At 73.1% G+C, this 12,787-nt stretch carries 17 protein-coding genes and 1 riboswitch; of the genes, 3 read left to right on the top strand and 14 right to left on the bottom strand.

From position 1 onward, the window contains the following. Positions 1-56 precede the first annotated feature (56 nt). From ACJ5H2_RS09620 to ACJ5H2_RS09590, 7 genes are all read right to left on the bottom strand, one after another. Positions 57-656, bottom strand: a complete 600-nt coding sequence (locus ACJ5H2_RS09620; RefSeq protein WP_408899342.1) for a DinB family protein — start codon at positions 654-656, stop codon at positions 57-59. Between the two features lie 7 nt (positions 657-663). Next, the gene (locus ACJ5H2_RS09615; RefSeq protein ID WP_408899341.1) at positions 664-1,698 is read right to left on the bottom strand and encodes an ATP-binding protein; all 1,035 of its coding nucleotides are present in this window, start codon (positions 1,696-1,698) and stop codon (positions 664-666) included. Then, on the bottom strand, positions 1,695-2,486 hold the full coding sequence (locus tag ACJ5H2_RS09610) for a TrmH family RNA methyltransferase (protein ID WP_408899340.1): 792 nt from the start codon (positions 2,484-2,486) through the stop codon (positions 1,695-1,697). Before ACJ5H2_RS09610 ends, ACJ5H2_RS09615 begins: the two co-directional genes overlap by 4 nt. A gap of 2 nt (positions 2,487-2,488) precedes the next feature. Further along, positions 2,489-2,887, bottom strand: coding sequence for a 50S ribosomal protein L20 (rplT, locus tag ACJ5H2_RS09605; RefSeq protein ID WP_408899339.1), 399 nt, complete (start codon positions 2,885-2,887; stop codon positions 2,489-2,491). A gap of 43 nt (positions 2,888-2,930) precedes the next feature. Continuing rightward, a complete protein-coding gene (gene rpmI, locus ACJ5H2_RS09600) occupies positions 2,931-3,125 on the bottom strand; it encodes a 50S ribosomal protein L35 (RefSeq protein WP_028654205.1) in 195 nt (64 codons plus the stop codon). Positions 3,126-3,150: 25 nt separating this feature from the next. Further along, on the bottom strand, positions 3,151-3,816 hold the full coding sequence (gene infC / locus ACJ5H2_RS09595; protein WP_408899614.1) for a translation initiation factor IF-3: 666 nt from the start codon (positions 3,814-3,816) through the stop codon (positions 3,151-3,153). 247 nt (positions 3,817-4,063) lie between these two features. Beyond that, complete coding sequence (locus ACJ5H2_RS09590) at positions 4,064-4,609, bottom strand: SseB family protein (RefSeq protein WP_408899338.1); 546 nt, start codon at positions 4,607-4,609, stop codon at positions 4,064-4,066. A 65-nt stretch (positions 4,610-4,674) separates the two neighbouring features. Here ACJ5H2_RS09590 and ACJ5H2_RS09585 point away from each other — a divergent pair, with 65 nt between their 5' ends. The 3 genes from ACJ5H2_RS09585 to ACJ5H2_RS09575 are packed head-to-tail and all read left to right on the top strand — an operon-like array spanning position 4,675 to position 7,345. Next, a complete protein-coding gene (locus ACJ5H2_RS09585; RefSeq protein WP_408899337.1) occupies positions 4,675-5,919 on the top strand; it encodes an amino acid deaminase/aldolase in 1,245 nt (414 codons plus the stop codon). Further along, on the top strand, positions 5,897-6,439 hold the full coding sequence (locus tag ACJ5H2_RS09580; protein ID WP_408899336.1) for a uridine kinase: 543 nt from the start codon (positions 5,897-5,899) through the stop codon (positions 6,437-6,439). Before ACJ5H2_RS09585 ends, ACJ5H2_RS09580 begins: the two co-directional genes overlap by 23 nt. A 15-nt stretch (positions 6,440-6,454) precedes the next feature. Continuing rightward, positions 6,455-7,345 (top strand): aldose 1-epimerase family protein, encoded by an 891-nt coding sequence (locus tag ACJ5H2_RS09575; protein WP_408899335.1) that lies wholly within the window; start codon positions 6,455-6,457, stop codon positions 7,343-7,345. A gap of 6 nt (positions 7,346-7,351) precedes the next feature. Here ACJ5H2_RS09575 and ACJ5H2_RS09570 read toward each other — a convergent pair whose 3' ends face one another. The 7 genes from ACJ5H2_RS09570 to ribD all read right to left on the bottom strand — a co-directional run bounded on the left by ACJ5H2_RS09570 (position 7,352) and on the right by ribD (position 12,435). Then, positions 7,352-7,819, bottom strand: a complete 468-nt coding sequence (locus ACJ5H2_RS09570; protein ID WP_408899334.1) for a PH domain-containing protein — start codon at positions 7,817-7,819, stop codon at positions 7,352-7,354. A gap of 1 nt (position 7,820) precedes the next feature. Then, positions 7,821-8,663 (bottom strand): ATP phosphoribosyltransferase, encoded by an 843-nt coding sequence (hisG, locus tag ACJ5H2_RS09565; protein ID WP_408899333.1) that lies wholly within the window; start codon positions 8,661-8,663, stop codon positions 7,821-7,823. 11 nt (positions 8,664-8,674) lie between these two features. Beyond that, on the bottom strand, positions 8,675-8,938 hold the full coding sequence (locus tag ACJ5H2_RS09560) for a phosphoribosyl-ATP diphosphatase (RefSeq protein WP_408899332.1): 264 nt from the start codon (positions 8,936-8,938) through the stop codon (positions 8,675-8,677). Between the two features lie 93 nt (positions 8,939-9,031). Next, a complete protein-coding gene (gene ribH, locus ACJ5H2_RS09555) occupies positions 9,032-9,517 on the bottom strand; it encodes a 6,7-dimethyl-8-ribityllumazine synthase (protein ID WP_408899331.1) in 486 nt (161 codons plus the stop codon). A 1-nt stretch (position 9,518) separates the two neighbouring features. Next, on the bottom strand, positions 9,519-10,769 hold the full coding sequence (locus tag ACJ5H2_RS09550; RefSeq protein WP_408899330.1) for a bifunctional 3,4-dihydroxy-2-butanone-4-phosphate synthase/GTP cyclohydrolase II: 1,251 nt from the start codon (positions 10,767-10,769) through the stop codon (positions 9,519-9,521). A gap of 1 nt (position 10,770) precedes the next feature. Then, positions 10,771-11,385: a riboflavin synthase gene (locus tag ACJ5H2_RS09545; RefSeq protein WP_408899329.1), complete on the bottom strand. Its 615-nt coding sequence runs from the start codon at positions 11,383-11,385 to the stop codon at positions 10,771-10,773. Continuing rightward, entirely contained in the window at positions 11,386-12,435 is a 1,050-nt protein-coding gene (gene ribD, locus ACJ5H2_RS09540) for a bifunctional diaminohydroxyphosphoribosylaminopyrimidine deaminase/5-amino-6-(5-phosphoribosylamino)uracil reductase RibD (protein WP_408899613.1), read from the bottom strand. A 126-nt stretch (positions 12,436-12,561) separates the two neighbouring features. Next, positions 12,562-12,720: riboswitch (FMN riboswitch) on the bottom strand. Positions 12,721-12,787: the final 67 nt, after the last annotated feature.

Genomic DNA, 12,787 nt, shown 5'->3' with positions numbered 1-12,787 from the left:
GGCCAAGTCTAGGAACGGTCGACCCTCGGCGACGAACCGGTATTCGCTGATGGTCCTCACGCGGGGAACTGGTCGGCGATCGCGGTCAGCCGTGCGACGTACGCCGGCCAGTCCACCCCGTCGGGCACGTTGGTCATCCCGGGCCGCATCCCCGTGGAGCCGTCGACCTGCTCGCGGAGGATGTCGGCGTGACCGGCGTGCCGGTAGAGGTCGCTCATGACGTGCACCGCGATCTCCTGCAAGGTCACCGCCGAGCGGTCCTCGGGCCACCACGGGACCCGGCCGACGGTGTCGAGGGGGAGCTCGGCCAGAGCCGCGTCGGCGAAGGCCCCGACGCGCTCGTAGAAGGAGACCAGGTCCGCGGCGGGCAGGGTGGCCGGCACCGTCCAGTCGGCCTGGGGGTCCGCGTCGTAGGCGTCCTCGGGCACCAGGGCGGGATGGTCCGGCTCGGGCCAGGACCGCCCGAAGGTCGGGCCGAAGTAGCCGATCTCCACGTTCGCGCAGTGCAGAACGATGCCGAGCAGGCTGCTCCCGGTCGGGGTGCGGGGCAGGCGCAGGTCGCGCTCCCCCAGCCCCTCGACCTTCCACAGCAGGGCGGTGCGGGCGCTGGCGAGATAGGTCCGGAGGACCTGGGCGGGTCCGGCGAGCTCGGTCATCGCACCATCATCCCCGAGCGGGGAGGCACGGCCACGTGGTGACGATCCGGGCTCCGCCGCCGGGCCGGTCGTCGACGACGACCGTGCCGCCGTGCGCCCGCACCAGGCCGCGCACGATGTAGAGCCCGAGCCCGGAGCCGCCGCCGCGGCTCTGCGTCCAGAACTTCGTGAAGATCCGCTGCCGCAGCTCCGGCGCGATGCCGGCGCCCTCGTCGGTGACGGTGACCGCGAGCTGGCCGGCGTCCTGGTCCCAGCGTCCGACGTGCATCCGCACGGTGCCGCTGCCGTGGCGCACGGCGTTCTCGACCACGTTGGTGAGGACCTGCATCACCTTGTCGGGGTCGGCGTCGGCCGGCGGCAGGTCCTCGTCGACCTGGAGCTCGATCGGGGTCGAGGTCACCACCGTGATGGACTCGTGGACCATCGCCGCCTTGCGCCCCAGGTCCGTGGGCCGGCGGTGCAGCTGGAGCCGCCCGGTGTCGATGCGCGCGACGTCGAGGAGCTCGGCGATCAGGCGGCTGAGCCGGTCGGCGTCCGCGCTCGCGGTCGTCAGCATGAGCCGCTTCTGCTCGTCGCTCAGCTTGTCCCAGCGGTGGAGCAGGGCCTGCACGAAGCCCTTCACGCCCGTCAGCGGGGACCGCAGCTCGTGGGCGAGGGTCGCCACGAGGTCCGAGCGGTCACGGTCCAGGCGTGCGCGGCCCCGTCCCGAGCGCAGGTCGACGGCCACGGCACTGACGGCTCCGCCGCGGGCCGCTCGGTGCAGCCGGGCGGTGACCAGCACCTCGGTGCCGTCGGGCAGCAGCCAGGACTGCTCGGGGATGCCGGTGCGCGTCGACAGGCCCTCGTAGGGCGCGTTCGCGTCGTGCCAGGACCGGCCGTCGTGGTCGGTGAGGGCGAGCACCTCGCCGAGCGGGCGACCGAGGCCGGTCGCGGTCGAGCCGAGGTCGAGCATCCGGACGGCGACCGCGTTGACGGCGCTCACCCGTCCGTCGGCCCCGGCGATGACGACGCCGTCCGGGAGGAGGTCGAGGGGGTCGCTCACCGGGCCATCATGGCGCGGGCGCTGGCATACAGACAGACCGCCGCGGCGGTGGCGAGATTGAGCGACTCGGCTGCGCCGAGGATGGGGATGCGCACCCGGTGGTCGGCGAGCCCCGCCAGCTCGGGCGGCAGGCCCCACGCCTCGTTGCCGAACAGCCAGGCCGTGGGTCGGGCCAGCAGGTCGTCGGCCGCGAAGAGGTCGACCTCCCCGTCGCCGGCTGCGGCGAGCACGGTCAGGCCGGCGTCCTGCGCGCGTCGTACGGCGGCGGCCGGGTCGCGCTCGAGGAGGACCGGGAGGTGGAACAGGCTGCCCACCGTGGCGCGCACGGTCTTGGGGTTGTAGGCGTCGACCGAGTCGCCGGCCAGGACGACCGTGTCCGCACCGGCGGCGTCGCTGGTGCGGATCACCGTGCCGGCGTTGCCGGGGTCGCGCACGTCGGCGCAGATGGTGACCAGGCGCTGGTCCGCCGGCGGGGTGGGCGCGCCCTCGACGTCGGCCAGGAACCGGCACACGGCGACGATGCCCGCAGGGCTGACGCTGTCGCTGAGACCCGACATCGCCCGAGGGTCGACCAGCGTCACCCCGACGGCACCGAGCAGGTCGGCGTACTCGCCGGCGGCCTCGGCGGTGGCGAAGACCTCGACGACACAGCCGGGCACCGCCAGGGCGCCCTCGACGGCCTTCGGGCCGTCGGCAAGGAAACACCGCCGCTCGGATCGCTCCGAGCGGCGGTGCAGCTTCCGGGCTTCCTTGACCCTGGTGTTGCCAGCGGTCAGGGGCACGGACATGGTCAGGCGGAGACCTTGCCGGACTCGCGAGGCGCGTTGACGTCCTCGGGCAGCGCGGCCTTGGCCTGCGCCACGATCGCCGCGAAGGCGGCCGGGTCGTTGACCGCGAGGTCGGCGAGGATCTTGCGGTCGACCTCGATGCCGGCCAGGTTCAGGCCCTGGATGAACCGGTTGTAGGTCAGGCCCTCGGCGCGGGCGGCCGCGTTGATCCGCTGGATCCACAGGCGACGGAAGTTGCCCTTGTTCTTCTTGCGGTCGTTGTAGCTGTAGACCAGGGAGTGGGTGACCTGCTCCTTGGCCTTGCGGTACAGCCGCGAGCGCTGGCCGCGGTAGCCGCTGGCCCGGTCCAGGGTGGTACGACGCTTCTTCGCCGCGTTCACTGCGCGCTTGACGCGTGCCATCTTCTAACTCCTCGTTGCTTGCTCAGGTGCGGACGACGGCCGGTCAGAGACCGAGCATCTTCTTCGCGCGCGGGACGTCGTTCTTGGCAACCTCGACCGTGCCGGTCAGGCGGCGGGTGACCTTGGAGGCCTTCTTCTCGAGGTTGTGGCGCTTGCCGGCCTTCTCGCGAAGGATCTTGCCGCTGCCCGTGACCTTGAACCGCTTGCTGGCACCGGAGTGCGTCTTGTTCTTCGGCATTGCTCTCTCTCCTATGACTGAGGTCTCAGGCGTCGATCTCGGGGTCGAGGTTCTCGGAGCGACCCCGCTCCTTCTTCTGGGCGGCCGGCTTCTGGGCGACCCGCTCGGCCTGCGCGGCGGCGTCGGCGGCGGCCTCGGCCTCGCGCTCGGCGCGGCGCTCCTCCTTGGCGGCCTTCACCTCGGCCTTGGCCTCGGCCTTCTTCTTGTGCGGCCCGATGACCATCGTCATGTTGCGGCCGTCCTGCTTGGGGTTGGACTCCACGAAGCCCAGCTCCTGGACGTCCTCGGCGAGCTTCTGCAGCAGGCGGTAGCCCAGCTCGGGACGGTGCTGCTCGCGACCGCGGAACATGATCGTGATCTTGACCTTGTCGCCGGCCTTGAGGAAGCGAACGACGTGACCCTTCTTGGTCTCGTAGTCGTGCGCGTCGATCTTCGGCCGGAGCTTCATCTCCTTGATGATGACGTTGGTCTGGTTCCGTCGCGCCTCACGGGCCTTCTGGGCGTTCTCGTACTTGAACTTCCCGTAGTCCATGAGCTTGCAGACGGGGGGCTTGCCCATCGGGGCGATCTCCACCAGGTCCAGGTCGGCCTCCTGCGCGAGCTTGAGTGCCTGGTCGGTGGGAACGATGCCGACGGTCTCGCCGTTGGGTCCCACGAGACGGACCTCGGGAACCCGGATCCGTTCGTTGATGCGCAGCTCGGTGCTGATGTGTCCTCCAAACTCGGTCGGTCGGGAGGTCTTCGGCCCTGCAAATGAGAAGAGGCTCCCGCTGGTGCAAGCGGAAGCCAGTCACGAGCGGTGGCGTCCGCCACCGCTCTCCATGGACCGGACCCGACGACCTGGCGGCCGGCTGGGTGGGAGACGATGGTGCTGGTCCCCGCTTGTGGATCTGCCATCCCCGCTCGCGCGGGCATGACGGATCGGTCAACGCCAGATGCTACCGGAGTTGTTCCCCGGACGCCGAATCCCCGAGCCAGCCCCAGCCGCCGTCCTCGAGCCTCACCGGCGTCCAGCGGGCCGCGACCCGGTGGAGGTCGTCGTCGGCGAGGACGAAGGGGTGCGGACCCGCGACGTCCACGACCAGCGCGTGCGCCCCCTCCTGGACGGCGGTCGCCGCGGCCAGGTGCGCGGCGACGGGCACCGGTCGCGCCTGGGGGTCCCAGGCGGCCAGGGCCGCGAGGTCGGTGAACGCCAGCAGCGCCATCCGGCCGTCGGCTCCGGTGAGCAGGACGGCCGCCATGTCGCTCGACTTGTCCCGAGCCAGGCCGTCGGCGCCGACCTCCGCCTCGCCCAGGATCGCCACGACCGGCACCAGCAGCCGCGCACCGCCGAGCGCGGCGAGGACCTCCGGGTACGACGTCGCGCCGGTGTCGTAGCCCGCCAGGGCCCGGGCCAGCGCGGTGTCCGCGGAGCCGTCGTCGTCGACGTACTCCGAGCCCTGGAGGCGGCGTGCGTCGGGGCGCTCGTTCGGCGATGCGGTCACCGGCCGATCATCCCACCCGTGGAACGATGGCCGACGTGCAGCACCACCCGTCCATGCCACCAGCCGTGACACCACCCGCAACCTCCTCCGTCGCGCGCACCCGCCTCGCGGCCCGGCTGCGCGAGGCCGTCGCCGCCTGGCCCGAGGCCCTCGCGACGCCCGTCTTCGTGGTGGACCTCGACGCCTTCGACGCCAACGCCGCCGACCTGGCCCGCCGCGCGGCGGGGACTCCGATCCGGGTCGCCTCCAAGTCGGTGCGGGTGCCCACGCTCGTCCGCCGGGCCCTGGCGGCGGACGGCTTCGCGGGGGTCCTGGCCTACACGCTGGCCGAGGCGCTGTGGCTCGCCGAGCAGGACGTGTGCGACGACATCGTGGTCGCCTACCCGAGCGTCGACCGGGCGGCGCTGGCGGCGCTGGTCGCCTCGCCCCGCGCAGCGTCCCGGGTGACGATCATGGTCGACGACGCCGCGCACCTGGACCTGGTCGACAGCCTGCGGGCCTCGACCGCGGTGCCGGTGCGCGTCGCGATCGACGTCGACGCCGGCCTCCGCTGGGGCGGCCAGGCGGTCGGTCCCAAGCGCTCCCCGCTGTACGACGTCGGCGCGGTCGTCGCGCTGGCGCGTGCGGTGGTCGACCGGCCCGGCTTCCAGCTGGTCGGCGTGATGACCTACGAGGGCCAGGTCGCGGGCGTTCCCGACGCCGTGCCCGGCCAGCGCGCGAGGTCCGCGGTGGTGCGCCGGATCAAGCAGCTCTCGCTCGCCCAGCTCCAGGTCCGTCGTACCGCCATCGGCGAGGCGCTGGACGCCCTCGTCGGCCATGGCGACTTCGGTGGTCTGGAGTTCTGGAACGCGGGTGGGTCGGGCTCGATCGAGTCGTCGGCGGCGGACCCGGTGGTCACCGAGGTCACCGCCGGCTCGGGCCTGATGGCGCCGACCCTGTTCGACCACTACCGCTCCTTCTCCCCCACCCCAGCAGCCTTCTTCGGGCTGCCGGTGACGCGGCGCCCGAGCGCCGACGTGGCGACGGTGCACGGCGGTGGGCTGGTCGCCTCCGGCCCCGCCGGCGCGGACCGTGCCCCCACCCCGTGGGCGCCGCCCGGCCTGGGCCTGACCGCTCTCGAGGGCGCCGGCGAGGTGCAGACCCCGCTGGTCGGCGCGAACGCGGCACGGCTGGCCATCGGCGACCTGGTCTGGTTCCGGCATGCGAAGTCCGGTGAGCCGTTCGAGCACGGCCGGAGCGTGCTGCTGCTCCAGGGTGAGCGCTTCGTCGAGGAGGTCCCGACCTACCGTGGCCACGGCCTCGCCTTCTGACGTCCTCGCCGCGGCCCTGTCCCGTCCGCCGACCCTCGGCTCCGGCCGGCTGGTCTGCGTGGACGGCCTGGCGGGCTCGGGGAAGACCACCCTCGCCCGCGCGGTGTCCCGGTTGGCCCCGGAGGCCGTCGTCCTGGGCACCGACGAGATGCTCGAGGGCTGGCGCGGCCTGCCCGGCCTCGGCCGCTCGGTGGAGGACCTGCTGCGTCCCCTGGCCGCCGGACGGCCCGGCCGCTGGCGCCGCTGGGACTGGTACGCCGACCGGTGGGCCGAGACCCGCACCGTCGAGCCCGGACCGCTGCTGGTCCTGGAGGGCGTCGGCAGCGCCGCGGCCGCCTACGACGACCTGGTCACCCTGCTCGTCTGGGTCGAGGCCGACCTCGACGTGCGGCTGCGGCGCTGGCTCGAGCGCGACGGCGAGGAGATGCGGCCGCACTGGGCCGACTGGCTCGCCGACGAGCAGGACCTGCACGAACGCGAGAACACGCGGGCGCGGGCCGACCTGGTCGTGCGCACCTGAGCCTAGGCTGGCGCCGTGACCCCGCCGACCGGTGAGCAGTACGTCCTCGCGGCCCACGGCTACCGTGCCGTCGTCACCCAGGGATGCGGGGCGCTGCGCGCGCTGAGCTTCGAGGGGCGCGCGCTGGTCGACGGCTTCGCCGAGGACGCGATGCCCGCGGGCGGACGCGGGCAGCTGCTGGTGCCGTGGCCGAACCGGATCCGCGACGGCCGCTACGAGTTCGCGGGCACCACCCACCAGCTGGCCCTGTCCGAGCCGAAGCGGGGCAACGCCTCGCACGGCCTGGTCCGCTGGGCGTCGTGGACCCTGGCCGAGTCCGCGGCGAACCGGGTCGTGCTGTCGTACTTCCTCCCGGCGCAGACCGGCTACCCGTGGGCGCTGGCCCTGCGGACGACCTACGCCCTCGACGGCGAGGGGCTGACGGTGACCCAGGAGGCGACCAACCTGGCCAGCACCGCGGCGCCGTACGCGTCGGGGGCACACCCCTACCTGCTGGCCGGCCCCGGCCCGTGTGACGGCTGGGAGCTCGAGCTGCCTGCGGCGACCCGGCTGGTCACCGACGACGACCGCCTGCTGCCGGCCGGCCGCGAGGCGGGGGACGCGTTCCGGGTGCCGTCCCCGATCGGCGGGTCGGTGCTCAACCACGCCTACGGCGATCTCGACCGCGACGCCGACGGCCGCGCCACCGTCCTGCTGCGCGCGGGCGAGAGCGGTGTCGCCCTGTGGGTCGACGACCGGCACCGCTGGCTGCAGGTCTACACCGGCGACGACACCCCGACGCCGCGGGTCAGCGTCGCGGTCGAGCCGATGACCGCTCCCCCGGACGCGTTCAACTCCGGCGACGACCTGGTCGTGCTGGCGCCCGGCGAGACCTTCGCGGCCTCCTGGGGCATTCGCGCCCTCTGACCCGTCTCAGCCCTGGTGGGCCGCGACGACCGCGCGCAGCTCGCGGATCGCCGTGGCAGCCCGGGGCCCGTCGGAGGCGTGGATGCCGAGCAGGGAGATCCGGTCCTCCTCGCCCTGCTCCAGATAGGGCCAGGGCGCGCCCTGGCGGAAGCGGACCGTGCCGACCTCAGACCAGGCCAGTCGGCGGGTGCGGTAGCCGTTGACGATCGTCAGCCCGTCCTCGCGGGCGACCACCCGGGAGCGGGCCAGGCCGTTGAGCAGCGCCAGGCCGAGCAGCACGAAGAAGATCACCGTGGCCTTCTCCAGGTCCTTGACGGCCGCCTTGGTCTCGGCGTCGAACTGCAGCCACAGCCAGGCGAAGGCGCCGACCAGCACGACCCCGAACACGGCCGCCGCCAGGCGCGGCCCGAGCGGGCGCCAGGTGCGCGGCAGGGCGGGCACGGGGGTCGGCTGCTGCCCCTCGGACGTGGCCACGTCAGAGCCGGCAGGCGTGGATGTCGGTGGTGAGGATCGCGCGGGCGCCCAGCGCGAAGAGCTCGTCCATCACCCGCTGCGCCGTGGCGCGCGGCACCATCGAGCGGACCGCGACCCAGCCCTCACGGTGGAGCGGGCTGACCGTGGGGCTCTCGATGCCGGGCGTGAGGCCGATGGCCTGCTCGACCTTCTCCGCCCGGATGTCGTAGTCCATCATCACGTAGGCCCGGGCGACGAGGACACCCTGCAGCCGGCGGGTGAAGACCTCGAGCGCACCCGCGTCGGCGCCGACCCGGGTGATCATCACGCCCTCGGACTCCAAGATGACGTCGCCGAACACCTCGAGACCGGCGTTGCGCAGGGTCGAGCCCGTCTCCACGACGTCGGCGATCGCGTCGGCCACGCCGAGCTGGATGCTCGTCTCGACCGCGCCGTCGAGGCGGACGACCGAGGCCTCGATCCCCTGCTCGGCGAGATAGCGCTTGACCACCCCGTCGTACGACGTGGCGATCCGCTTCCCGGCCAGGTCCTCGACCTTCTCGGCCGTGCCGGGCCGGGCCGCGAACCGGAACTTCGAGCGGCCGAACCCGAGCTGGAGTGCCTCCGTGGCGGTGGCGTGGGAGTCGAGCAGCAGGTCGCGCCCGGTGATGCCCGCGTCGAGCGTGCCCTCGCCGACGTAGAGCGCGATGTCGCGCGGACGCAGGTAGAAGAACTCCACGTCGTTGTCGGGGTCGAGCTTGGTGAGCTGCTTGGCGTCGGTGCGCTGGGCGTAGCCGGCCTCGCGCAGCATGCCCGAGGCGGCCTCGGAGAGGGCGCCCTTGTTGGGGACGGCGATCTTGAGCATCGGGGTGTTCCTCAGAGGTGGGTGTAGACGTCCTCGAGCGAGAGTCCGCTCGCGATCATGAGGACCTGGGCGTGGTAGAGCAGCTGGCTGATCTCCAGCGCGGTGGCGTCCCTGCCCTCGTGCTCGGCGGCCATCCAGGACTCCGCGGCCTCCTCGATCAGCTTCTTGCCGATCGCATGGACGCCGGCGTCGAGCGCCCGGACCGTCCCGGAGCCCTCCGGTCGCGTCCGGGCCAACTCGGTGAGCTCTGCGAACAGCTCGTCGAACGTCTTCACGGGAGACCAGCCTACGGCGTGCGAGCCGGCCCGCCCGCGCCGGTCTCACCCGAGCGGCTCACCCGAGCGGACACCCGATGGACCACCGGGCGATCAGGCGTAGCCCCTGCTCCGGATCCGCTTCAGGGTCGCCGCGGTCTGCAGCGCGGCCGAGGCCGCCTCGTAGCCCTTGTCCTCGCTCGACCCCTCGAGGCCCGCCCGGTCCAGCGCCTGCTCCTCGGTGTCGCAGGTGAGCACGCCGAAGCCGACCGGCGTCTGGTGGTCGAGGGAGACCCGGGTGAGTCCGTCCGTCGCGGCGTTGCAGACGTACTCGAAGTGCGGCGTGCCGCCGCGGATCACCACACCGAGGGCGATCACGGCGTCGTACGACGGTGCGAGGGCCGCCGCGGTGACCGGCAGCTCGAACGTGCCGGGGACGCGCACCACGACCGGCGCCTCCAGCTTGTGGTCGGCGAAGGCGCGCTGGGCGCCGGCGACCAGGCCGTCCATGACCTGGGTGTGCCAGCTCGCCGCCACGACCGCGACGCGCAGGTCGTGGCAGTCGATGGGCGCGATCTCGGGGGCGCCGTGTCCGGCCATGTCAGTTGACTCCTTCGAGGTCGTTCAGCTCCGGGAGCGCGGGCAGGTCGTGGCCCATGCGGTCCCGCTTGGTGAGCAGGTACGGGAGATTGTGCCCGTTGGGGCGGGGGGTCAGCGGCACCCGCTCGGCGACTCCGATGCCGTAGTCCTCGAGGGAGGTGACCTTGTCGGGGTTGTTGGTGAGCAGGCGCACCTCGGAGATGCCGAGGTCCTTGAGGATCTGCGTCGCCGCGCCGTAGTGGCGGGCGTCGGCGGGCAGGCCCAGGTCGAGGTTCGCGTCGACGGTGTCGCGGCCGCCGTCCTGGAGCTGGTAGGCCTGCAGCTTCGCGACCAGGCCGATGCCCCGTCCCTCGTGCCCGCGCAGGTAGACGACGACGCCGCTGCCCGCCTCGACGATCCGGTCCATCGCCTCGTTGAGCTGCGGGCCGCAGTCGCAGCGGCTGGAGCCGAACACGTCGCCGGTGAGGCACTCCGAGTGCACCCGGGTGAGCACGGGGCCGTCGGCGCCGAGCGCCGCCGGGTCGCCGTACACGAGAGCGACGTGCTCGCTGCCGTCGACGGTGATCGTGTAGCCGATCGCGGTGAAGTCGCCGTGGCTGGTCGGCAGCCGGGTCTCGGCCTCGCGCACGACGTGGTTCTCGACCCGTCGGCGGTGACGCACGAGGTCCTCGATGGAGATCATCGCCAGGCCGTGCTCGTCGGCGAACGCCCGCAGCTCCGGCGCGCGCTTCATGGTGCCGTCGTCGTTGACGACCTCGACCAGCACGCCCGCCGGCGTCAGGCCGGCGAGCCGGCACAGGTCGACCGCGGCCTCGGTGTGGCCGCGGCGGACCAGCACCCCGCCCTCGCGGTAGCGCAGCGGGAACACGTGCCCCGGGCGGGTCAGCTCCCATGGCTCGGTCGCCGAGTCGGCGAGGACCCGCACGGTGTGGGCGCGGTCCGCGGCGGAGATGCCCGTGCTCACGCCGTCGCGGGCGTCGACCGAGATCGTGTACGCCGTGCGGTACGCGTCCTTGTTGTGCGGCGTCATCAGCGGGATCTCGAGGCGGTCGAGCATCGCACCGGGCATCGGGGCGCAGATCACGCCGCTGGAGTGCCGGATCGTGAAGGCCATCAGCTCCGGCGTCGCCTTGCTGGCGGCGAAGATGATGTCGCCCTCGTTCTCGCGGTCCTCGTCGTCCACGACGACGACCGCCCTGCCGGCCGCGATGTCGGCGATCGCACGCTCCACGGGGTCCAGTCGCACGGACATCTCAGTTCTCCTCGTTCTTGGCGCTCGCGTAGACGCGCACGAGCTTCTCCACATGCTTGGCGATGACGTCGACCTCGAGGTTGACCCGGTCGCCGACGGCCCGGAAGCCGAGGGTGGTGCGGGCGAGGGTCTCGGGGATGAGGCTGACGGTGAAGCTGGTCTCGCCCGCCTCGACGACCGTGAGCGAGATGCCGTCGACGGTGATCGACCCCTTGTCGACCAGGTAGCGGCCGAGCTCGGCAGGCATCGCGATCTCCACGACCTCCCAGTGCTCGCTGGGCGTGCGGGCGAGGACCTCGCCCACTGCGTCGACGTGGCCCTGCACCACGTGGCCGCCGAGTCGCTTCTCGGCGGTGACGGCGCGCTCCAGGTTGACCCGGTCGCCCACGGCGAGCCCGCCGACGCTCGTCTTGGCGAGCGTCTCGGCCATCACGTCGGCGGTCCACGTCGTGTCGGTCCGCTCGGCCACGGTCAGGCAGCAGCCGTTGACGGCGATCGAGTCGCCCAGCCCGGCGTCGGACAGCGTGACCTCCGAGGCGATGGTGAGCCGGACGGCGTCACCCTGGTCCTCGATCGCGGTGACGGTGCCGAGCTCCTCGACGATGCCGGTGAACATTCAGCGCTCCTTCTCGGTGGTGGACGTGCGGGCCCGCGCGCCGCGGGAGCCGACGGGGCTCATGGTCATGCGGACGTTGGCCTCCGGACCCTCCCCGACGACCGTGGCGTCGACGAGCTCGAGGTGGAACGCGTCGGCGATGGTGCCGATTCCGAGCTCGCCGACGGCCGAGCGGCCGGCGCCGAGCAGCATCGGAGCGACGTAGGCGACGACCTCGTCGACGAGGCCCACCCGGAGGAACGCGGCGGCCAGGGTCGGCCCACCCTCGAGGAAGACGTGGTGGCGGCCGTGGTCGGCGTACAGGCCCCGCAGCGCCGCGACCGGGTCGCGCGTGCGCAGGTGCAGGGTGGGCGCGGCGTCGTCGAGGATGCGGCGCTCGGCGGGGAGGTCGCGCTCCCCCATCACCACCCGCAGGGGCTGCTCGCCTACGGGCTGGTCGTCCTCTCCGCGGACCGTCAGCTGCGGGTCGTCGACCTCGACGGTGTGGGTGCCGACGAGCATGGTGTCGCACCGGCCGCGCAGCAGGTGGGTGTCGCGGCGCGCGGCGGGCGAGGACACCCAGCGCGAGGTGCCGTCGGCGGCGGCGCTGCGGCCGTCGAGGGTCGTGGCGAACTTCCAGGTGACGAACGGCCGGCCGTGCCGGTGGGCGAAGGTCCACGCCCGGTTGACCTCGGCCGCCTCGTCGGCCAGCAGGCCCGCGTCCACGTCGATGCCGGCGGCCAGCAGGGTCTCCATCCCCCCGGCGGCCTGCGGGTTCGGGTCACGCTGGGCGATCACGACGCGGCCCACGCCCGCGGCGATGAGGGCCTGGGCGCACGGGCCGGTGCGGCCGGTGTGGTTGCAGGGCTCGAGCGTCACGACGGCGGTCGCGCCCCGCGCCCGGTCACCGGCGACGGCCAGCGCCTCGACCTCGGCGTGCGGGGTGCCGGCCCCGTGGTGGTAGCCCTCGCCGACCACGGTGCCGTCGGGCGCGAGCAGCACGCAGCCGACGCGTGGGTTCGGGTGAAGCGGCACGCCGGGGCTGGCCGCCAGCGCGAGGGCGCGACGCATCGCGTCGTACTCCCGGGTGAAGGTCTCCACCGGCCCTGCCTCTCGTCGTCCTGGTCGCGGACTCCGGGGCTTGCCTGGCGTGCGGCGGTCGGTGCCGCCCGGGGGCGGTCCGTCCGTCGGACACTCGTGCGTGCACTTCCCATCCGGACTTTGACCGTCGGTCCAGGAGTTCCACCTGGTCAACCGACCGCTGGCTGCGATCGGGTCGCGGACTTCCGAGCGAAGCGAGGATGCTTCGGCTCTTTCACCGCCGGTTCGGAGTTTCACCGACCCCAGAGCACGCGAGCTCTTGGGGACCATGGTGGCACAACGCCACACGCCGCGGGCTGTGGGTCCGGTCACTGGGACGCCC

The sequence above is a fragment of the Nocardioides pymetrozini genome (assembly GCF_046058985.1).
Lineage (GTDB): Bacteria > Actinomycetota > Actinomycetes > Propionibacteriales > Nocardioidaceae > Nocardioides.
The sequence above is the reverse complement of the archived record's forward strand: the minus strand, read 5'-3'. Positions and strand labels throughout refer to the sequence as shown.